This is a genomic window from Micromonospora psammae (genome assembly GCF_036902725.1).
Taxonomy (GTDB): Bacteria; Actinomycetota; Actinomycetes; order Mycobacteriales; family Micromonosporaceae; genus Micromonospora.
Genome location: NZ_JBAKHM010000004.1, coordinates 293,625 through 314,096 on the forward strand (window position 1 = coordinate 293,625; position 20,472 = coordinate 314,096).

Annotated in this window: 16 protein-coding genes; 12 read left to right on the forward strand and 4 right to left on the reverse strand. The window is 75.4% G+C overall.

The features are described 5' to 3' along the window. Positions 1-2: 2 nt before the first annotated feature. Genes V6U79_RS09835 through cobA form a run of 12 tightly spaced genes read left to right on the forward strand, consistent with a single transcriptional unit; the run spans position 3 to position 13,539 of the window. Complete coding sequence (locus V6U79_RS09835) at positions 3-2,267, forward strand: VWA domain-containing protein (RefSeq protein WP_334614406.1); 2,265 nt, start codon at positions 3-5, stop codon at positions 2,265-2,267. Further along, a complete protein-coding gene (gene cobO / locus V6U79_RS09840; protein WP_334614366.1) occupies positions 2,267-2,878 on the forward strand; it encodes a cob(I)yrinic acid a,c-diamide adenosyltransferase in 612 nt (203 codons plus the stop codon). Before V6U79_RS09835 ends, cobO begins: the two co-directional genes overlap by 1 nt. Next, positions 2,872-4,230: a cobyrinic acid a,c-diamide synthase CobB gene (locus V6U79_RS09845; RefSeq protein WP_334614368.1), complete on the forward strand. Its 1,359-nt coding sequence runs from the start codon at positions 2,872-2,874 to the stop codon at positions 4,228-4,230. Before cobO ends, V6U79_RS09845 begins: the two co-directional genes overlap by 7 nt. Continuing rightward, the gene (cobI, locus tag V6U79_RS09850; RefSeq protein ID WP_334614370.1) at positions 4,227-4,994 is read left to right on the forward strand and encodes a precorrin-2 C(20)-methyltransferase; all 768 of its coding nucleotides are present in this window, start codon (positions 4,227-4,229) and stop codon (positions 4,992-4,994) included. Before V6U79_RS09845 ends, cobI begins: the two co-directional genes overlap by 4 nt. Then, positions 4,991-5,824 (forward strand): precorrin-4 C(11)-methyltransferase, encoded by an 834-nt coding sequence (gene cobM, locus V6U79_RS09855; RefSeq protein WP_334614371.1) that lies wholly within the window; start codon positions 4,991-4,993, stop codon positions 5,822-5,824. The genes cobI and cobM overlap by 4 nt, the downstream gene beginning before the upstream one ends. Beyond that, on the forward strand, positions 5,821-6,963 hold the full coding sequence (locus tag V6U79_RS09860; protein ID WP_334614373.1) for a cobalt-precorrin-5B (C(1))-methyltransferase: 1,143 nt from the start codon (positions 5,821-5,823) through the stop codon (positions 6,961-6,963). Before cobM ends, V6U79_RS09860 begins: the two co-directional genes overlap by 4 nt. Next, entirely contained in the window at positions 6,951-8,216 is a 1,266-nt protein-coding gene (gene cbiE / locus V6U79_RS09865; RefSeq protein ID WP_442933759.1) for a precorrin-6y C5,15-methyltransferase (decarboxylating) subunit CbiE, read from the forward strand. Before V6U79_RS09860 ends, cbiE begins: the two co-directional genes overlap by 13 nt. Before the next feature lie 29 nt (positions 8,217-8,245). After that, positions 8,246-9,955 carry a precorrin-3B C(17)-methyltransferase gene (gene cobJ / locus V6U79_RS09870; RefSeq protein WP_334614377.1) on the forward strand — a complete coding sequence of 570 codons (1,710 nt, stop codon included), beginning with the start codon at positions 8,246-8,248 and terminating at the stop codon, positions 9,953-9,955. Beyond that, complete coding sequence (locus V6U79_RS09875; protein ID WP_442933760.1) at positions 9,952-10,185, forward strand: DUF362 domain-containing protein; 234 nt, start codon at positions 9,952-9,954, stop codon at positions 10,183-10,185. The genes cobJ and V6U79_RS09875 overlap by 4 nt, the downstream gene beginning before the upstream one ends. Further along, positions 10,182-11,261 (forward strand): HoxN/HupN/NixA family nickel/cobalt transporter, encoded by a 1,080-nt coding sequence (locus V6U79_RS09880; RefSeq protein ID WP_334614381.1) that lies wholly within the window; start codon positions 10,182-10,184, stop codon positions 11,259-11,261. Before V6U79_RS09875 ends, V6U79_RS09880 begins: the two co-directional genes overlap by 4 nt. Next, a complete protein-coding gene (locus tag V6U79_RS09885; protein WP_334522173.1) occupies positions 11,258-11,854 on the forward strand; it encodes a precorrin-8X methylmutase in 597 nt (198 codons plus the stop codon). The genes V6U79_RS09880 and V6U79_RS09885 overlap by 4 nt, the downstream gene beginning before the upstream one ends. After that, the gene (gene cobA, locus V6U79_RS09890) at positions 11,851-13,539 is read left to right on the forward strand and encodes a uroporphyrinogen-III C-methyltransferase (protein WP_334614382.1); all 1,689 of its coding nucleotides are present in this window, start codon (positions 11,851-11,853) and stop codon (positions 13,537-13,539) included. The genes V6U79_RS09885 and cobA overlap by 4 nt, the downstream gene beginning before the upstream one ends. A 68-nt stretch (positions 13,540-13,607) precedes the next feature. Here the strand turns inward: cobA and V6U79_RS09895 are convergent, their stop codons facing one another. From V6U79_RS09895 to V6U79_RS09910, 4 genes are all read right to left on the reverse strand, one after another. Then, a complete protein-coding gene (locus V6U79_RS09895; RefSeq protein ID WP_334614384.1) occupies positions 13,608-15,206 on the reverse strand; it encodes a beta-1,3-glucanase family protein in 1,599 nt (532 codons plus the stop codon). A gap of 59 nt (positions 15,207-15,265) precedes the next feature. Then, entirely contained in the window at positions 15,266-16,516 is a 1,251-nt protein-coding gene (locus tag V6U79_RS09900; RefSeq protein WP_334522355.1) for a family 16 glycosylhydrolase, read from the reverse strand. 52 nt (positions 16,517-16,568) lie between these two features. Further along, the gene (locus V6U79_RS09905) at positions 16,569-18,107 is read right to left on the reverse strand and encodes a ricin-type beta-trefoil lectin domain protein (RefSeq protein ID WP_442933762.1); all 1,539 of its coding nucleotides are present in this window, start codon (positions 18,105-18,107) and stop codon (positions 16,569-16,571) included. A 239-nt stretch (positions 18,108-18,346) separates the two neighbouring features. Further along, complete coding sequence (locus tag V6U79_RS09910; protein WP_334614385.1) at positions 18,347-20,386, reverse strand: glycosyl hydrolase family 28-related protein; 2,040 nt, start codon at positions 20,384-20,386, stop codon at positions 18,347-18,349. Positions 20,387-20,472: the final 86 nt, after the last annotated feature.

The following is a 20,472-nucleotide window of genomic DNA, read 5'->3' on the forward strand; positions in this document are numbered from 1 at the left end:
GCATGGACGACATGCGGCTGGCGCTGCTGCTCAACGCGGTCAGCCCGGCCATCGGCGGGGTGCTGGTGCGGGGCGAGAAGGGCACCGCCAAGTCCACCGCCGTCCGGGCCCTCGCCGCGCTGCTGCCCGACGTCGACCGGGTCGCCGACTGCCGGTTCGGCTGCGACCCGACCGCCCCCGACCCGGGCTGCCCGGACGGGCCGCACCCGGCCGAGCCGGTCGCCGAGCGGCGCCCCGCCCGCCTGGTGGAGCTGCCGGTCGGCGCCGCCGAGGACCGGGTGGTCGGCTCGCTGGACCTGGAGAAGGCCCTCGGCGAGGGGGTACGCGCCTACGAACCCGGGCTGCTCGCCGCCGCCCACCGCGGCGTGCTCTACGTCGACGAGGTCAACCTGCTCCACGACCACCTGGTCGACCTGCTGCTGGACGCCGCCGCGATGGGCCGCTGCCACGTCGAGCGGGAGGGCGTCTCGGTCAGCCACGCCGCCCGGTTCCTCCTGGTCGGCACGATGAACCCGGAGGAGGGGGAGCTGCGCCCGCAGCTGCTCGACCGGTTCGGGCTCACCGTCGAGGTGGCCGCCAGCCGCGACCCCGCCGTCCGGGTGGAGGTGGTCCGCCGGCGGCTCGCCGCCGACGCCGACCCGGCCGGTTTCGCCGCCCGCTGGGCCGAGGCGGACGCCCAGGTCGCCCACCGGGTCGCCGAGGCCCGGCGGCGGGTCGGGACGGTGCTGCTGCCCGACAGCGCGCTGCGCCGGATCGCCGAGGTGTGCGCGTCGTTCGATGTGGACGGGATGCGCGCCGACATCGTCACCGCCCGGACCGCCGTCGCGCACGCCGCCTGGCAGGGCCGGGACCGGGTCACCGCGGAGGACGTGCGGGTCGCCGCCCGGCTGGCCCTGCCGCACCGGCGCCGCCGTGACCCGTTCGACACCCCGGGCCTGGACTCCAAACGCCTGGACGAGGCGTTGGACCGGGTCGGCGACGACGACCCCGACGACGACCCGCCCGGCGGACCGGGCGGACCGGACGGCGGTCCCGACGGGCCGGCCGGTGGACCCGGTGGCGGCGGTCCGGGCGACGGTGGGGGCGAGTGTGACCGTCGCGACGACACCGGCGCCGGGAGCGACGCCGACGACCGGGACGCCGACGACCAGCGGGCCGGCGCGGCGGACCGATCGCCGAGCGCCGCCGAGCACCGGCCCGGCGCCCCGGCGGACCACTGGCCGGCCGACGGCCGCGACACCTGGCCGGACAGCGGCGACAGCCGGCCGGCCGGCGACGGCTCCCCGACGGAGGCCGACGACACCGCGCCGGACGATCGGGGCGGCCGCTCCCGGGGCGTCGCCGGGAACGGCCCGAGCGACGGGCGGTCGCGGACCGGGGCGCAGGCGGTGGCCGTACCCCGGGGTGGTCTGAAGGCCCGGCTGCTCACTGCGCCGGGGGTCGGCGAGGGCGTGCCCGGCCGGCGGTCCCGCGCCCGGACCGGGCGGGGCCGCACCACCGGCGCCCGGGTGCCGACCGGCCGACCGGGCGCGCTGCACCTGCCGGCGACGGTGCGGGCCGCCGCCCCGCACCAGGCCGACCGGGGTCGGGCCGACGGCCCGCTGCGGCTGCGCGGCGAGGACCTGCGCGAGGCGGTGCGGGAGGGGCGCGAGGGCAACCTGGTGCTCTTCGTGGTCGACGCCAGCGGCTCGATGGGGGCCCGGCAGCGGATGTCGGCGGTCAAGGGGGCGGTGCTCGCCCTGCTCACCGACGCCTACCAGCGCCGGGACAAGGTCGCCGTGATCGCCTTCCGGGGCACCGGCGCGCGGACCGTGCTGCCGGCGACCTCCTCGGTGCTGGCCGCCTCGACCCGCCTGGCCGAGCTGCCCACCGGTGGGCGTACCCCGCTGGCGGAGGGCCTGCTGGCGGCGGCCGAGCTGCTGCGGGTGGAGCGGCTGCGCGACCCGCGACGGCGGCCCCTGGTCCTGGTCGTCACCGACGGCCGCGCCACCGCCGGGCAGCGGCCGCTGGACCGGGCGGCCCACGCGGCGGCCTTGCTCCGCGCCACCGGCGCCCCCTGCGTCGTCGTCGACTGCGAATCCGGCCCCGTCCGCCTCCACCTCGCCGACCGCCTGGCCACCCAGCTCGCCGCCCCGCTGCACCCGCTGGACACCCTCACCACCCTCACCAGCCCTCACCGATCGCGCGGATCCCACCCCGGCACCCCGGGTGCAGCGGACCCGATCCGTGCGATCGCGGGGGTTCGACCGAACAGGAGCGTTGCCTGATGCCGCAGGGGAAGCCTTCCGTCGTACCGGCCGACGGGTTGACGACGCGGCAGCGGCGCCACCGGCCGCTGACCATCGTCCACACGGGGCAGATGAAGGGGAAGTCCACCGCCGCCTTCGGGCTGGCGCTGCGGGCCTGGACCGCCGGGCTGCCGATCGGGGTGTTCCAGTTCGTCAAGAGCGCCAAGTGGCGGGTGGGGGAGGAGAACGCCTTCCGCGCCCTCGGCGAGGTGCACGAGCGCACCGGGCAGGGCGCCCCGGTGGCCTGGCACAAGATGGGCGAGGGCTGGTCCTGGATCCAGCGCGGCGGCGACGCCGACCACGCCGCCGACGCCCTGGAGGGGTGGCGGCAGGTCCAGCGCGACCTGGCCGCCGAACGCTACGGCCTGTACGTGCTCGACGAGTTCACCTACCCGATGAAGTGGGGCTGGGTGGACGTCGACGAGGTCGTCGCGACCCTCACCGACCGGCCCGGCTTCCAGCACGTGGTGATCACCGGCCGGGACGCCGACCCCCGGCTGGTCGAGGCCGCCGACCTGGTCGCCGAGCTGACCAAGGTCAAGCACCCGATGGACGCCGGCCAGAAGGGCCAGAAGGGCATCGAGTGGTGAACCAACCGTGGGCGCTGCCCCGGCTGGTGGTCGCCGCGCCGGCCAGCGGGCACGGCAAGACCACCCTGGCCACCGGCCTGCTCGCCGCGCTGCGCCGGCGCGGCCTGACCGTCAGCCCGCACAAGGTCGGCCCGGACTACATCGACCCCGGCTACCACGCGCTCGCCGCCGGCCGGCCCGGCCGCAACCTCGACCCCTGGCTGGTCGGCGAGGAGCGGATCGCGCCGCTGCTGCGGCACGGGGCGGGCGTCCCCACCCCCGCCGACGTGGCGATCGTCGAGGGAGTGATGGGGCTGCACGACGGCGCGGTCGGACGCGGGGCGTACGCCTCCACGGCGCACGTCGCCCGGCTGATCGACGCGCCCGTGCTGCTGGTCCTCGACACCACCGCCCAGGGCCGCTCGGCCGCCGCGCTGGTGCTCGGCATGCGCGCCTTCGACCCGGGCGTGCGGATCGGCGGGGTGGTGCTCAACCGGGTCGGCTCGCCCCGGCACGAGACCCTGCTCCGCGACGCGCTCGCCGAGGTGGGCGTGCCGGTGCTCGGGGCGGTCACCCGGGCCGTCGAGGTGGCCGCGCCCGCCCGCCACCTGGGGCTGGTGCCGGTCGCCGAACGGGCACCGGAGTCGCTCGCCGTCGTCGCCGCCCTGGCCGACCTGATCGAGTCCACCGTGGACCTCGACGCGGTGCTCGACCTGGCCGGCACCGCGCCGCCGCTGACCGCGCCGGCCTGGGACCCGGTCGCCGCCGTCGGCGGCCCCGCCGGCGGGCAGCGCCCGGTCGTCGCCCTCGCCGGTGGACCCGCCTTCACCTTCTCGTACGCCGAGACGGCCGAGCTGCTCGCCGCGGCCGGCGCCACGGTGGCCCGCTTCGACCCGCTGCGCGACCCGGCCCTGCCGGCCGGTACCCGCGCCGTCGTCATCGGCGGTGGCTTCCCCGAGGTGCACGCCGAGGCGCTCACCGGCAACACCGCGCTCCGCGCCGAACTGGCCGACTTCGACGGGCCGGTCGTCGCCGAGTGCGCCGGCCTGCTCTACCTGGGCAGCGCGCTCGACGGCGTGCCGATGTGCGGCCGGCTGGCGCACACCGCCCGGATGACCGGCCGGCTCACCCTCGGCTACCGGGAGGCCGTCGCCGCCACGGACTCCCCGCCGCACCGCGCCGGCGACCCGGTACGCGGCCACGAGTTCCACCGCACCGTCACCGACCCCGGTCACGGCGACCGGCCGGCCTGGCGCTGGGACGGCACGGGGCACGGCTTCGTCGACGGCCGGGTGCACGCCTCCTACCTGCACACCCACTGGGCCGGCCAGCCGCTGGCCGCCCGCCGCCTGGTCGAGGCGGCCAGCCGGTGAGCGCGGCTGTGACCGGCGCCGCCACGCTGACCGGGGTGGGGGTCGGACCGGGCGACCCGGAGCTGCTCACCCTCAAGGCGGTCCGGGTGCTGCGCGAGGCCGATCTGGTCGTCGTACCCGTGCTGGACCGGCTGGCCGCGGCGGGCGACGCGCCGCCGGGCCGGGCCGAGAGCACCGTCCTCGCGCACGTCCCGCCGAACCGGCTGCGCCGGCTGCCGTTCGCCCTGGACGACCGGGGCGGGGTGACCGCCCGCCGGGAACGGGCCTGGGACGAGGCCGCCCGCGCCGTGGTGGCCGCCCTCGACGGCGGCGCCCGCTCGGTCGCCTTCGCCACCATCGGCGACCCGAACGTCTACTCCACCTTCGGCTACCTGGCGCAGAGCGTCCGCGCGCTGCGCCCGACGGTCGAGGTGCGCACCGTGCCCGGCGTCACCGCCATGCAGGAACTCGCCGCGCGCAGCGGCGTCCCGCTCTGCGAGGGCCGCGAACCGCTCACCCTGCTGCCGGCCACCGCCGGGCCGGCACTGCTCGCCGACGCCCTCGCCGGCCCCGGCACCGTCGTGGTCTACAAGGGCTGGCGGCGGCATCCCGAGCTCCTCGCCGAGCTGCGCCGGCAGGGCCGGCACGACGACGCCGTGCTCGGCCGCGCGCTGGGCCTGCCCGGCGAGCGGATCGGGCCGGTGGACGGCGTTGGGGACGACCTGCCGTACCTGTCGACGCTGCTGGTCCCGGCCCGCCGGGAGCGGCGGGGAGGAAAACTGTGAGCACCAGCAACGGAAAGGTCTGGTTCGTCGGGGCCGGCCCCGGCGCCGCCGACCTGCTGACCCTGCGCGCCGCCCGGGTGATCGCCGAGGCCGACGTGGTGATCTGGGCGGCCAGTCTGGTCCACGCCGACGTGCTCGCCCACGCCCGGCCGGACGCCGAGATCGTCGACTCCTCCCAGCTGCCCATCGAGGGGGTGCTGCCGCTCTACCGGCGGGCCGCCGCCGACGGGCTGACCGTGGCCCGGATCCACTCCGGCGACCCGGCCCTGTGGGGCGCGGTCCAGGAACAGCTCGACCTGTGCCGGGCCCTCGGCCTGACCGTGGAGATCGTGCCCGGGGTGTCGTCGTTCACCGCCGTGGCGGCGATCGTCGGCCGGGAGCTGACCATCCCCGAGGTGGCCCAGTCGGTCATCCTCACCCGCCTCGAGGGCGGCAAGACCCCGATGCCGCCGGGGGAACGGGTCCGCGACTTCGCCCGGCACGGCACCACCATGGCGCTCTTCCTCTCCGCCGCCCGCTCCGGGCAGGCCCAGGCCGAACTGCTCGCCGGCGGCTACCCGGCGGACACCCCGGTCGTGGTGGCGTACCAGGCGACCTGGCCGGACGAGCTGGTGGTGCGCTGCGCGCTCGGCGACCTGGCGGCCACCGTCAAGGAGCACAAGCTCTGGAAGCACACGCTCTTCCTGGTCGGGCCGGCGCTCGCCGCCACCGGCACCCGCTCGCACCTCTACCACCCGGGGCACTTCCACACCTTCCGCCGGGCCGAGCCGGACGCCCGCGTCGCGCTGCGCCGCGCCCGCGCCACCGGATCGGGGGACGGGACGCGGTGACGTACGCCGAGCCGCCGCTGCGCGAGCCGGACCTGCCGCGCACCGCGAAGGTCCGGCCCACCGCCCTGCGCACCGGCTGGACCACCGGCGCCTGCGCGACGGCGGCGGCGAAGGCGGCGGTGACCGCCCTGGTCACCGGCGCGTCGCAGGCGGCGGTGGAGATCGGGCTGCCCGACGGGCGGCGGGTGGCCTTCCCGGTGGCCCGGTGCGACGTCGACCCGGCGCGCGCCGAGGCGGTGGTGGTCAAGGACGCCGGGGACGACCCGGACGTCACCCACGGCGCGCACCTCACCGCCACCGTCGGCTGGCGTACCCGGCCCGGCCTGGACCTCGACGGCGGCTCCGGCGTCGGCACCGTCACCAAGCCCGGACTGGGCCTGGCGGTCGGCGGGCCGGCGATCAACGACACCCCCCGACGCATGATCGGCCAAGCGGTGGCCGAGGTGGTCGACCTGACCGAGGTCGGCGTCCGGGTGGTGATCAGCGTGCCGGGCGGCGAGATCATGGCCCGCAAGACCACCAACCGGCGACTCGGCATCCTCGGCGGCATCTCCATCCTCGGCACCACCGGGATCGTCCGGCCCTTCTCCACCGCCTCCTGGCGGGCCAGCGTCGTGCAGGCGGTGCACGTGATGGCGGCCCAGGGGGAGCGGACCGTGGTGCTCTGCACCGGTGGGCGTACCGAGCGGGCCGCCCGGGCGCTCCTGCCCGAGCTGCCCGAGGTGTGCTTCGTCGAGGTCGGCGACTTCACCGGCGCGGCGGTCACCGCCGCCGTCGGCGACGGCATGAGCGGGGTGGTCTTCGTGGGGATGGCCGGCAAGCTGGCCAAGCTCGCCGCCGGCATCCTGATGACCCACTACACCCGCTCGAAGGTGGACCTGTCGCTGCTCGGCGACGTCACCGCCGAGGCCGGCGGTGACGCCGGACTGGTCGCGGCGGTGACCGCGGCGAACACCGGGCGGCACGCGTACGAGCTGTGGGAGGCCGCCGGCCTGCTCGGCCCGGCCGGGGACCAGCTCTGCCGCCGGGTGCGTCAGGTGCTGCTCCGCTTCGCCGGGCAGGCGGTCGACGTCGACGTGGCCATGGTGGACTTCGCCGGCTCCCGGGTCGTCGCCTCCTCCGGCCGGTGGGCGGCGTGAACAGCTCCGCGTCCCGCGCCGGTGACCCGCCCCCCGGGGCGACCGTGACCGTGGTGGGGATCGACGCCGCCGGTCGGCAGGCGCCCGGCGGGCTGGCCGAGGTGCTGGCCCCGGCCGGGCTGGTGGTCGGGGCGGCCCGGCACCTCGCCGCCGTGCCGGTGCCGCCCGGGTGCGCCACCGTCGTCCTCGGGCCGCTCGCGCCCGCGCTGGACCGTATCCGCGCCGCCGTCGCGACCGGCACCCCGGCGGTCGTGCTGGCCAGTGGCGACCCCGGCTTCTTCGGCATCGTCCGGCGGCTGCGGGCGGCCGGGCTCCCGCTGCGGGTGCTGCCGGCGGTCTCCAGCGTCGCCGCCGCGTTCGCCCGGGCCGGGCTGCCCTGGGAGGGCACGGTGGTGCTCAGCGCGCACGGCCGCGACCCGCGGCCCGCGCTTAACGCCTGCCGGGCGCTGCCCGCCGTCGCGGTGCTCACCGCGCCCGGCGCCGGCGCGGCCGAACTCGGCGCGGGTCTGGTCGGCTGGTCCCGCCGGCTCGTGGTGGCCGAGCACCTGGGCACGCCCGAGGAGCGGATCACCTGGACCGTCCCGGCGGAGGCCGCCGGCCGCGCCTGGGCCGAGCCGCACGTCCTGCTCAGCCTCGCCCCCGACGCCGCCGACGGCGGGGCCGGGGTGGGCCCGATGCGGGCCGACAACCAGCCCGCCGCGGCCCCCGCCGGCGGCTGGGCGCTGCCCGAGTCCGCGTACCACCACCGCGCCTCGATGATCACCAAGTCGGAGGTGCGCGCCCTCGCGGTGGCCCGGCTCCGCCCCCGCCTCGGCCGGCTGGTCTGGGACGTCGGCGCCGGCAGCGGCTCGGTGGGCGTCGAGTGCGCCCTGCTCGGCGCGGCCGTCGTCGCCGTCGAGCGTGACCCGGCCGCCCCGGTGCGGGCCAACGCCGCCCGGCACGGCGTCGACGTCCGGCTCGTCGTCGGCAGCGCCCCCGAGGCGCTGCGCGGGCTGCCCGAGCCGGACGCCGCCTTCGTCGGCGGAGGCGGCACGGAGGTGCTCGCCGCCGTGGCGGCCCGCCGGCCGGCGCGGGTGGTGGTGGCCCTCGCCGCGCTGGACCGGGTCGGCCCCTCGGTCCACCTGCTCCGTGCCGCCGGCTACGCGGTCGAGGGCAGCCAGCTCGCCGCCGCCCGCCTCGCCGACCTGCCCGGCGGTTCGATCCGGCTGGCCGCCACCAACCCGGTGGTCCTGCTCACCGGGGACCGCCGGTGACCACCACCCCGAATCCCCCAGGAGCGCCCGTGCAGCAGATCGGACTCGTCGCGGCCACCGCCGCCGGCCACCGGCACGCCCGTACCCTCGCCGCCGCCTGGCCGCACGCCCGTCCGGTCGACGGCGAGACCGTCGCCGACGCGCTGCGGACCGCCTGGACGGAGTGCGACGCGGTGGTGGCCTTCCTGGCCACCGGGGCGGTGGTGCGGATCCTCGCGCCGCTGCTCGACGACAAGCGCACCGACCCGGCGGTGGTCGTGGTCGACGAGGCCGCCCGGCACGCGGTGGCCCTGCTCGGCGGGCACACCGGCGGCGCCAACGACCTCGCCGCCCGGGTCGGCGCGCTGCTCGACGCCCGGCCGGTGGTCACCACCGCCACCGACGCGGTCGACCTGCCCGGCCTGGACACCCTCGGCTGGCCGGTCGAGGGGGCGGTGGCGGCGGTGAGCCGGGCGATCCTCGACGGCGAGCCGGTCCGGCTGGTCACCGACGCCACCTGGCCGCTGCCCGCCCTGCCGGAGAACGTCACCCGCCAGCCGCCGGCCGACCCATCCGCCGGGGAGGCCGCCGACGGCGGGTACCGGCTGCTGGTCACCGACCGGCTGGTGCCGCTGGACGGGCGGACCGCCGTGCTGCGCCCGCCGTCGCTGGTCGCCGGGATCGGCGCCAGCCGTGACGTGCCCGCCGCCGAGGTGGCCGGGCTGCTGCGCCGGGTGATGGCCGACGCCGGCCTGAGCCCGGCCAGCCTGCGCTGCCTGGCCAGCATCGACGTCAAGGCCGACGAGGCGGGCATCGTGGACACCGCCCGCGCTCTCGGCGTACCCCTGGAGACCGCCGCGGCGGCGGAGCTGGCCGCGGTCGACGTGCCGCACCCCAGCGAGGTGGTCCGCGCCGCGGTCGGCACGCCCAGCGTCGCGGAGGCCGCCGCGCTGCGCGGCGGCGGGACGCTGCTGGTGCCGAAGACCGCGTCGGCGATGGCGACGGTCGCGGTCGCCCGGCACGCCCCGCGCGGCCGGCTGGCGATCGTCGGCCTCGGCCCCGGCGCGGCCGACCTGCGCACCCCGCGCGCGGTGGCCGAGCTGCGCCGGGCCGCCGTGGTCGTCGGCCTCGACCAGTACGTCGACCAGGTCCGCGACCTGCTCCGGCCCGGCACCCGGGTGCTCGCCAGCGGGCTCGGCGCCGAGGAGGAACGCGCCCGCGCCGCCGTCGCCGAGGCCGTCGCCGGCCACGCCGTCGCGCTGATCGGCTCCGGCGACGCCGGGGTGTACGCGATGGCCAGCCCCGCGCTGGAGTACGCCGACGAGCGGATCGACGTGGTCGGGGTGCCCGGGGTGACCGCCGGGCTGGCCGCGTCCGCGCTGCTCGGCGCCCCGCTCGGGCACGACCACGTCTACCTGAGCCTGTCCGACCTGCACACCCCCTGGGAGGTCATCGCCCGGCGGGTCACCGCCGCCGCCGAGGGAGACCTGGTCGCGCTGCTGTACAACCCGCGCAGCCGGGCCCGGGACTGGCAGCTCGGCGCGGCGCTGGCCACGTTCGCCGCGCACCGCCCGCCGTCGACCCCGGTCGGGGTGGTACGCAACGCCAGCCGGGACGGCGAGCGGGTGCACCTGGCCACCCTGGAGACCCTCGACCCGACGGTGGTCGACATGTACAGCGTGGTGGTCGTCGGCAGCAGCCGGACCCGGCTGGTCGCCGGCCGGATGGTGACCCCGCGCGGCTACCGGTGGCGACCGTGACCACCGCGCCGGCGCCGGTGACCGTCGGCGCCTGTCAGGGCTGCGGCGCCTGCCTGCTCACCTGCCCCACGCACGCGATCCGACCCACTCCCGGCGGGCTGACCGTCCGCGCCGACCGGTGCACCGGCTGCCTGGAGTGCCTGGAGATCTGCCCGGTGGACGCCATTCGCGTCACCGGAGTCGGCGGCGCACCGCCCGCCGGCCACCCCGACCCTCGAGGAGAACGATGACCACGACCCCGAGCACCGCCGCGGCCCCGGTGGGCCGGTGGAGCCGCGCCGAACGGGTACGCCTCGGCGGCGTCGTGCTCGCCGTCGCCGCCCTGCACGTCGCCGGCTGGACGCTCTACCTGTACTGGAACAACCAGCCCGCCGCGGCCGGCGGGCTGGCCGGCGCCGGCACCCTCGCGTACGTGCTCGGGGTGCGGCACGCCTTCGACGCCGACCACATCGCCGCCATCGACGACACCACCCGGCTGATGCTGCTGCGCGGCCGCCGCGCCGTCGGCGTCGGCTTCTTCTTCGCCCTCGGGCACAGCGCGGTGGTGCTGCTGCTGTCCCTGGTGATCGGACTCGCCTCGGCCAGCATGAGCGACCAGGACCTCGCCGGCGCCCGCGAGGTCGGCGCCGTGGTCGCCGCGGCCGCCGCCGCCGGGTTCCTGCTGCTGGTGGCCGGGCTCAACGCGGTGGTGCTGGCCGGGCTGGCCCGGCTCTGGCGGCGGCTGCGCGCCGGCGCGTTGGAGGAGTCCGAGCTGGACCTGCTGCTGGTCAACCGGGGCCTGATGCACCGGATCCTCGGTTCCCGGGCCCGGTCCCTGGTGCGCTCCTCCTGGCACATGGCCCCGGTCGGTTTCCTCTTCGGCCTGGGCCTGGAGACCGCCAGCGAGGTCACCCTGCTGTCGCTGTCGGCCAGCACCGCCGCCGGTGGGGGACTGCCCGTGCTCGCCCTGCTCACCCTGCCGCTGCTCTTCGCCGCCGGGATGTCGGCCATGGACACCGCGGACAGCCTGCTGATGACCCGCGCGTACTCCTGGGCGTACCGGCAGCCGGCCCGGCGACTCTGGTACAACCTCGCCACCACCGGGATGACCGTGCTCGTCGGTGGGCTGGTCGCCAGCGTCTACCTGGCCGGCCTGCTGGTCGACCGGCTCGGCCTGACCGCGCTGGCCGGGTACGCCGCGATCGGTGACCACTTCGAGCAGCTCGGCTACGTCGTGGTGGTGCTCTTCGCGCTGGCCTGGGGTGGCGCGGTGGCGCTGTGGAAGCTGCGCGGCCACGACCGCCGCTACGGGCAGGCCCAGCCGTGACCCGCGCCGTCCACCCGATCGAGCGGGAGTCGTACCGGATCCTGCGGGAACGGGTCGACCTGAGCCACCTGCCGCCGCTGACCCGGGCGGTCACCGAGCGGGTGGTGCACGCCAGCGCCGACCTGGCCTACGCCACCGACCTGGTCTGCGACGAGGACGCCCTGACCGGTGCGCTGGCCGCGCTGCGCGCCGGCGCGCCGATCGTCACCGACGTGTGGATGGTCGCCGCCGGGATCACCCGCGCCGGGCGGGAGCCGGTCTGCCCGGTCGCCGAGCCGGCCGCCGCCGACCTGGCCCGCGAGGCCGGGCTGACCCGCTCGGCCGCCGCCGTCCGGATCGCCCTGGACCGGGTCGGGCCGGGCGCGGTCTGGGTGGTCGGCTGCGCGCCCACCGCGCTGGCGGAACTGCTCACCCTGGACGCGGCGCCGGCCCTGGTGGTCGGGCTGCCGGTCGGCTTCGTCGGCGCCGCCGAGTCGAAGGCGGCGCTGCGGGCCAGCGGCCTGCCGGCCGTGTCCAACGTCGGCGAGAAGGGCGGCTCGGCGGTCGCCGCCGCCGCCCTCAACGCGCTGCTCTACCAGGAGGAGGAGGCATGACCGCGCTGGTCATCGTCGGCCACGGCACGCGCAGCGCCGCCGGGGTCGACCAGTTCACCGCGCTGGTGGACCGGGTTCGGCGGCGGGCCGGCGGTGATGTCGCCGACGTCGAGGGCGGCTTCATCGAGCTGTCCCGCCCACCGCTGACCGACGCGGTCGGCGCGCTCGTCGGCCGGGGACACCGGTCCCTGGTCGCGCTGCCGCTGGTGCTCACCGCGGCCGGGCACGGCAAGGGCGACATCCCGGCCGCGATGGCCCGGGAGCAGGAGCGCCACCCGGGCCTGACCTACCGGTACGGCCGCCCGCTCGGCCCGCACCCGCTGCTGCACACCGCCTTGGAGGAGCGGATCGACGCCGCGCTCGGCGGCGACGACCGGGCCGGCACCTGGGTGGCGCTGATCGGCCGCGGCTCCACCGACCCGGACGCCAACGCCGAGGTGGCCAAGGTGGCCCGGCTGCTCTGGGAGGGCCGCGGCTACGCCGGCGTCGAACCGGGCTTCGTCTCCCTGGCCGAGCCGTCCGTGCCGGCGGTGCTGGAGCGGCTGCGCCGGCTCGGGGCCCGGCGGATCGTGGTCGCGCCGTACTTCCTCTTCGCCGGGGTGCTGCCGGACCGGATCGCCGCCCGGTCGGCCGAGTTCGCCGCCGCCCATCCCGACCTCGACGTGCGGGTGGCGGACCTGATCGGCGACTGCGACGCCCTCGCCGACCTCGTCCTCGAACGGCACGCCGAGGCGCGGCGCGGGGACATCCGGATGAACTGCGACACCTGCGCGTACCGGGTGCTGATGCCGGGCTTCGCGGACAAGCTGGGCCGGCCGCAGACCCCGCACGACCACCCCGACGACCCGGTCGGCGGCCACGGCCACCACCATCACCACGGCCCGCACCACCATCACCACGGCCCGGGCCTGCGTCCCGGTCAGGTCGCGATCGTCGGTGGCGGCCCCGGCCCCGACGACCTCATCACGGTACGGGGGAAGGAGCTGCTGGACGCCGCGGACGTGGTGGTGGCCGACCGCCTCGCCCCGCGGGGCCTGCTCGCCGGACTGCGCCCCGGCGTGCTGGTGGTCGACGCGGCGAAGGTGCCCCGCGGCCCGTCGATGGGGCAGAACACCATCAACGAGACCCTGGTGGCGCACGCCCGCGCCGGCCGGCGGGTGGTCCGGCTCAAGGGCGGTGACCCGTACGTCTTCGGCCGGGGCCACGAGGAGGTCCTGGCCTGCGCGGCCGCCGGGGTGCCGACGGTGCTGGTGCCGGGGGTGAGCAGCGCCATCGCCGCGCCGGCCCTGGCCGGGGTGCCGGTGACCCACCGGGGCGTCGCGCACGACGTCACCGTGGTCTCCGGGCACCTGCCGCCGGACCACCCGGAGTCGCTGGTCGACTGGCCGGCGCTGGGCCGGGGCCGGGGCACCCTGGTGCTGCTGATGGCGGTGGACACGATCGCGAAGATCGCGGCGGTGCTGGTCGAGTACGGCCGGGCCCCGGACACCCCGGTGCTGGTGGTGCAGGACGCCGGGCATCCGGCGCAGTGGTCGCTGTCGAGCCGGCTGGATCAGGTCGGTGGGCTCGCGGAGCGGGCCGGGGTCCGTCCGCCCGCGGTGTTCGTGGTGGGTCCGGTGGTGGCGCTGCGCACGGCCGGCGACGGGCACCCGGCCGGGACCGGAACGCCCGGCGACGCGAGCTGAGGCGCTGCGCCACGCGGGCCCGCACCCCGCCGTGGGTGCGGGCCCGCCGAGTTCGGCTGCCGGTCGGGTCAGCCCTTGCGCCACTTCTGGTTGGCGGTGCCCGCGCACTCCCAGAGCTGGAGCCTCGCCCCGTCGTCGCCGTTCCAGTCCTTGATGTCCACGCACTTGTCGGCCTGGAGATTGACCAGGTCTCCGGCCGCGTTGAGGGTGAACTGCTGCGCACCGCTGCCGTTGCACGCGTAGAGCTGGACCGCGGCGCCGTTCTGGGTCGAGCCGCCGTCGACGTCCATGCACTTGTTGTTCCGGCTCTGCACCGCGTTGCCGGTGAACGTCCACTTCTGCGCGTCGGTGCCGTTGCAGCCCCACATCTGCAACGGCGCCCGGTCGACGAAGTTCGCGCTGGGCACGTCGACGCACTTGTTGTTCCAGTTGCTCAGCACGGGCACCGCCACGCTCGGGTTCCCCGGTCCGCCGCCGCCGGAACCGAACGGGCTCAGGATGAGACCGGCCGCGCGGGGATCGCCGTCGTGGACCAGCGACTCGAAGGCGCCGACGTCGTCGAAGGCGAACGCGTACGCCTTGCCGTCGGTCATGTTGGCGTGGATGACGCGGGCGTAGTGGTTCGTCGGGTTGTTGCGGTAGAACTCGGCGGCGTTGAGGCTGGGTTGGGTGTCGACGGTGCCGAGCGTGCCCCGGTTGAGCGCCGCGCAGAGCGTGCGGGAGATCGGACCGACCACCAGGTCGTTGGGGGCGGGCAGGTCGCCGTCGCAGCCCCAGACGCTCGCCGACGAGGGCCGGTTGAACGAGGCGACCACCTGGCCGGCGCTGTTGGTGAACCGCATGACATTGCCGAAGGTCCGCCCTTGGTAGCGGATGTCGGGCCGGTCGGCGAACGGCACCACGGTCAGCGTCCTGGTGGTGTACGCGTTCCAGGCCGACGCGATGTAGGAGTCGAGGTAGGTGGCGCTGAGCAGGCCCGCACCGGCGGCCTTGCCGGGTGCGAGCACGCGCAACACGGTGCCGTCGGACCGGGCGTGCACGGTGTTCGCCCAGCCGGCCTGGGCGCGGATGCCGTCGATGATGGCGTTGCGGCCGTTGTCGACGACGTCGCCGGTCCGCTTGGTGACGCCGTTGGCGCCGGTGACGGTCACCGCGTGCGGCACGGCGAACATGTCGACCTGCGAGCTGTTGAGCCAGAGCCCCGCGTCGTTGTAGGTGAACTCGCTCCAGTCGAACAGGATGTCGCGGTTGGCGTCGCCGGCGGCCCACGGCGCGGGTTGTACCAGACCGTCGGGGGTCAGGAAGAACTTGAGTTTCTCGCCGAACGAGAAGTAGACGCGGCCGGAGAATCCGCGGGGGAACCGGATGGTGGTGGTGCCGCCGTTGCCGGGGCCGGGGATCGACGCGTCCGGTGCGGGCGACGGCGGGAGTTGGCCGCCGGTCCACGGGATGAACGTGCCGCCCTGGTCGACGTAGCCGAGGCGGTTGCTGGCGAGGTGGATGCCGATGACGTACAGGTGGACGGCGTCGCCCCGGCCGGTGCTGTTGGTGACCGTGACGGGCAGCACCGCCGGACCGACGGCGTGGGCGGGGGAGGCCAGGACGATCGCCGGGAGGGCGGCGACCAGGGCGGAGAGGGTGGCCAGCAGCTTTCTTCGGATGCTCACGAGGACTCCTCGGGCTGGTGAGGGGCGGCGCGGCCCGCCCCGGTGACGGTGGGGCGAAGTCAGGCGCGCGACCACTTCTGGTTGGCGCCGCCCGTGCATTCCCAGAGTTGCAGCTTGCCGCCGTTGTTCGGGTTCCAGTCCCGGACGTCGACGCATCGGTTCGCGTTCAGGTTGACCAGGTCGCCGGCGGCGGTGAGGGTGAAGCGTTGCGCGGGGTTGCCGTTGCAGGTGACGAGGTTGACCTCGGTGCCGTTGCCGGTGCCGGCCCAGGCGGGGTCCATGCACTTGCCCATCGCGCGGATCGTGCCGTCGGCCGCGAAGGTCCAGGCCTGCGCCGCGGTGGTGTTGCAGTCCCAGATCTGCAACTTGGCGCCGTCCACCGGGTCGGCGCCGGGGATGTCGACGCACCGGCCGCTGTGCGCACCCCGGAGGCGGGTGGTGCCCGGGGCCGGGTTGCCGTCTCCGGGGGTGTGGTGGGACACCCGGACGTAGTCGACGAGCATCTGTTGCGGGAACTGGGTGGTGGCGTCCGGGTAGCCGGGCCAGTAGCCACCCACCGCCACGTTGAGGATCAGGAAGAAGGGGTGGTCGAAGACCCAGCGGTTGCCGCCGAGCCGGCCGGGGTCGACCCGGTGGAACTCGACGCCGTCGAGGTACCAGACGATGGAGTTGGGTTCCCAGTCGACCCGGTAGGTGTGGAAGGCGTCGGCGAGCGGCTGAGGCAGGGTGCGACTGCCGGTGATGCCCCCGCCGCCGGAGTAGCCGGGTCCGTGGACGGTGCCGTAGACGGTGTTGGGCTCCTTGCCGACGTTCTCCATGATGTCGATCTCGCCGGAGTTGGGCCAGCCGACGCTGCCCAGGTTGTCGCCGAGCATCCAGAAGGCCGGCCAGATGCCCTGGCCGCGGGGGATCTTGATGCGGGCCTCGAACCGGCCGTACGCCTGAGTGAACGTCGCGGCGGTCAGCAGTCGGGCGGAGGTGTACTCGCAGCGGCCGTAGTGGCACTGGTAGTTCGCGGGATTCTCGCGGCGGGCGGTGATGACCAGGTTGCCCTGGCCGTCGTGGACGGCGTTGCTGGTGCTGTCGGTGTAGTACTGCCGCTCGTTGTTGCCCCAGCCGCCGCCACCGATGTCGAACCGCCACCTGTTCCGGTCGACGGGTGCGCCGGCGGGGGCGTTGAACTCGTCCTGCCAGCTGATGGCGCCGATGGCGGCCTCGGCTCGGTGGGGTGGTGACGGAAGCGCCAGGGTGGCGGCGAGGGCGATGACGGCGACCGACGCACGTGCCAGCGGTCGTACGAGTCGGGACATGGACACGGCGGACTCCTCGGCGGTGAGGTGGGGGGCGGGGTAGGGGCGGTTGTCAGCCGCGGCGCCACTTCTGGTTCGCGCCGCCGGTGCACTCCCACAGCTGCAGGCGGGCGCCGTCGGAGTTGTTCCAGTCCCTGATGTCGACGCACTTGTCGGCCTGCGGGTTGACCAGGTCGCCGGCGGGGGAGAGGACGAACTGCTGGGCCGGGTTGCCGCTGCACGTGACGATCTGGATGGCGGCGCCGTTGGCGGTGGAGCCCCAGGCGACGTCCATGCACTTGTTGTTCTGCGTACGCAGCGTTCCGCCGGTGAGGGTCCAGGCCTGGGCGGCGGTGCCGTTGCAGGTCCAGGTCTGCAGGGGCACGCCGTCGGCGAAGTTCGAGTTGGGCACGTCGACGCACCGGTTGTTCCAGTTGCTGATGATCCGCTCGCCGCCGCCGGTGGTGACCAGGGACAGGCCGTAGACGCCGAGGATCTCGTGGACCGGCTGGAACCAGGTGGTGCCGCCGGTGGAACAGTTGCCGGATCCGCCGGACGTGACGCCCTGGGCCTGGTTGCCCGAGAGCCAGGCGCCGCCGGAGTCGCCGCCCTCGGCGCAGGCGTTGCTGCGGGTCAACCCGTACACCGCGCCCTGGGGGTAGTTGACGGTCTCCTCGCGACCGAGGATGGTGCCGCACCGCCATCCGGTGGTGCGCCCGGAACGGCAGACCGAGCTGCCGATCGCCGCGTCCTGCGAGCCGGTCACCGCCACGTTGCCGCCGGAGTGGTTGTTGACCCACGGGCGGGGCGTCCAGTCGCCGTTGGTGCGGACCCAGCCGTAGTCGTTGCCGGGGAACGACGAGCCGGCGAACGTGCCCTGGGCGACGTTGTTGAACCCGAGCGTCGGACTGCCGGTGCGGCCACAGTGCCCGGCCGTGACGAAGCCGCCGGCCACCGCGAATCCCACCGAGCACAACGTGTTCCCGTTGATCACGTACTGGTCGCCGCCGCGGATGTCGTACAGGGGGCGGGGCGCGGCGCTGGTCTCGACCACGCGGACGACGTTGCCGGCGAGCCCACTCGAACGCGCGAACGCCCGCGCTTCGGCGGCGGCTCCCCGCGCGGCGGTCACGACCACGCTGTTGCTCGGTACGTCGACGTGCCAACCGAAGACGCGGCGGGGGTCGGTCCTGGTCCGACTCCGATCGAGCCTGCTCCGCAGTGACCGCAGGGTCTCCTCGCTGCGGGTCACCACCCGTGGCTGCGCGCCCTCGCTGGTCACGACGGCGGCGACCGAGGGATCTGTCACGGCCACGGTCAGGCGACGGCTGTCCGGGGCGAGCCAGGCGCCGGCGAAGGTCGGGCCGAGCCGGGAGCGCAGCCGCTGTTCCACGACCGGTGCCGCCGCCTCCCGCCGCAACCGCTGATCGAGTTGTGTGTCGGTCAGGCCGAGGTCGCGCCGCAGCGCGGCCACCAGCTCGGTGGGCAGCCCCGCCGGTGTCGTGGCGCCGGTGGTCGGGTCGGGCTGTGGGGAGGTGTTGGCGGCGCTCGCGTTGGGGACGAGACTGACGATCGTCAGCGCGGCGACGACGGGAGCGAGGACACGCGACAGTAGTCCCACGGTACCTCCTGCGATGCGGAACGGGCTGCCGGGACAGAGCCGGAGAGCGCTCTCACAACGAAGGTCGTCGATGACGCTCTTTTTGTCAAGAGTGTTTCCGGTTTTCCGAGCGGCGTCATGATCACCCGCTTTGCGGCGTGTCGGTGTCTCCCGCGGGCGGGACAAACCGACACGCCGCAAGTGGTGCTGGGCGTACGGCGCTTGACCGGCCGGTGTCGAACCGGCGGCCCTTACCAGGCGGCGGGCGGCGGGGGTGCCACCACCGGCGGCCGGTCGTTACAGGTGATGGTGTTCGGCAGTTGCCAGGCGGCGAGCCACCCGCCGTCGTTCCCGCCGAGGTCGGTCAGGCTGAACTCGGATCCGGCAGGGGTGAAGTTGAATGACCCGCAGTTGTTGACGCCGACCGCACCCACGTGGCGCGCGTCGACGTTCGCGAACGACGCCGACCCCGCCGATCGGGCGCTCACCACGGAGGTTCCCGTGCCGTCGACCCGGATGTCCCTGAAGTGGACGTTCGTGATCGAGTAACGGTCCTTCACCGGCCAGTCGCTGACCAGCATGATGGCGTTGTAGGTGCTGTCGAGGTAATGGTCGCCGACCACCTGGATGTCCGCGTCGATGTTCCGGTCGAGGGCGTAGAACCAGATGGCGCCGAGGCCGATCTTCCAGTTCAGTTCGTAGGTGCCGGCGCGGGCCGTGGTGTTCTCCGTGATCCGGAGTTGCCCGGTGAACGGCTCGGCACCGAACCGGGACCCCACCTGGATGGCGCTTCCCTCGCGGACCGGGTCGGCGATGAGGTTGCGGGAGATGGTGTTGTCCGTGCCGCCGTAGACGGCGATGCCGTTCGCCAGGACGGGCGACTGTACGGTGTTGCGGTCCAGGGTGTTGCGGGCGTTGCCGGTCTTCTCCGACCACATCGCGAGGCCGTCGTCGCCGGTGTTCCGGACGAAGTTGTTCCGCACCACCGAGTCGGTCACGCCGGTGTGGAAGTTCAACGCGTCCGCGATCTGGTCGACGATGATGTTGTTGGTGATTCTCAGGTCCGTCATCGGCCCGTCGAACCAGAGCCCCACCTTCGTGTGGTGCAGGTAGAGACCGTCGATGCTGCTGTGGCTCATCGCGCCGCCGATGCCGTTCACCTGATCGGTGTCGATGCGCTCGCGCACGTCGCCCTCGATCGCGAAGCCGGACAGGTGGACGTTCCTGCTGCCGCCCACCGAGGCGTCCCGGCCGTAGAACCCCACCCCGGTGTGCACCGAGCCGTCCGGAGCCGGGGTGCTCAGCGCGGCCTCCCGGCCCTTGATCACCGTGTACCAGTTGCCGGCGCCCTCGATGGTGACGTCGTCGACGAGGATGTGCCGGTTCACCTGGTAGGTGCCGGGCGGCAGGTAGACCTTCAGGTGCGCGCGCCGGGCGAAGGCGATCGCCCGGTCCAGGGCGTCAGCGGAGTCGCGCCGGCCGGTCGGGTCCGCGCCGAACGCCAGCACGTTCGCCGCGGCCAGCGCGACGCGCGGCGGCCCGACCAGCTCCGAGTCGAGCAGGTCGATCACCGTCCACGGGGCGGCGCGTCCGGCCGGGGCGGTGAGCCGCACCACGCTGCCGGCCGAGTGGGTCCTACCCAGCAGCAGGCGCTGCTCGTCGTAGAAGTGGTGCGGGCGGAACGGCTTGGTGATCGTCGGGGTCGGGGTGGTGGCGGCGGGGACGCAGGAGCACTCGGTGATCCACCAGTCGGGGTGGAGCAGGTCGGCGGTGGGGTCGTTCGAGAACGGGTACTGGTTGTACAGCCAGGCGTACTGCGAGGTGAGCGTCATGGTCCTGGCGTGGCGGCGGTCGACCGAGACGTCCAGGGGAGCGGTGATGCCGCCGCCGGTGGGCGCGTCCGGGATGCTGTACCGGACGGTGATCGCGTTGGCCGCGGCCGGCAGCGTGAACTCGACGTACTGTCCCGGCGTCAGGTGGACCGCCCGACGACCGGACGCCTCCGACGCCAGCGAGTACGGCGTCCTGCTCGGGCCGATCAGCGTGCCGTTCGTCGCGGCGTTCTCCGCCTCCTGCTCCAGGAAGGCGACGTCGGCGCCCCGGCCCACGGTCAGCGACGGGTCGAGAGCGGCCCGGGTGACGACCGGGGCCGGGTTCGCGGGTACGTGACCTCCGGCCCGGGCCACCCCGGCCCCGCCGGTCACGCTGCCGGCCATGACGGCTGCCAGCACTGCCGCCGCTGCCGCCAGCCGGCGTGCCGGTCCGCCCGGCTGTCCTGTCGTTCGAGTCATCGCGTGATCCTTCTCCGAGGTGTCCGACGACCGTCATCGACGCCGCGCGGAAAGCTCCGTCGCGTCCGCGGTAGCCGTCGGGGGGA

Bases quoted from the DNA above. Each gene is read 5' to 3' on its own strand.
- V6U79_RS09835 (WP_334614406.1), top strand. From the start codon at position 3: ATGGACGACATGCGGCTGGCGCTGCTGCTCAACGCGGTCAGCCCGGCC.
- cobO (WP_334614366.1), top strand. From the start codon at position 2,267: ATGCCGCAGGGGAAGCCTTCCGTCGTACCGGCCGACGGGTTGACGACG.
- V6U79_RS09880 (WP_334614381.1), top strand. From the start codon at position 10,182: ATGACCACGACCCCGAGCACCGCCGCGGCCCCGGTGGGCCGGTGGAGC.
- cobA (WP_334614382.1), top strand. From the start codon at position 11,851: ATGACCGCGCTGGTCATCGTCGGCCACGGCACGCGCAGCGCCGCCGGG.
- V6U79_RS09900 (WP_334522355.1), bottom strand. From the start codon at position 16,516: ATGTCCCGACTCGTACGACCGCTGGCACGTGCGTCGGTCGCCGTCATC.
- V6U79_RS09910 (WP_334614385.1), bottom strand. From the start codon at position 20,386: ATGACTCGAACGACAGGACAGCCGGGCGGACCGGCACGCCGGCTGGCG.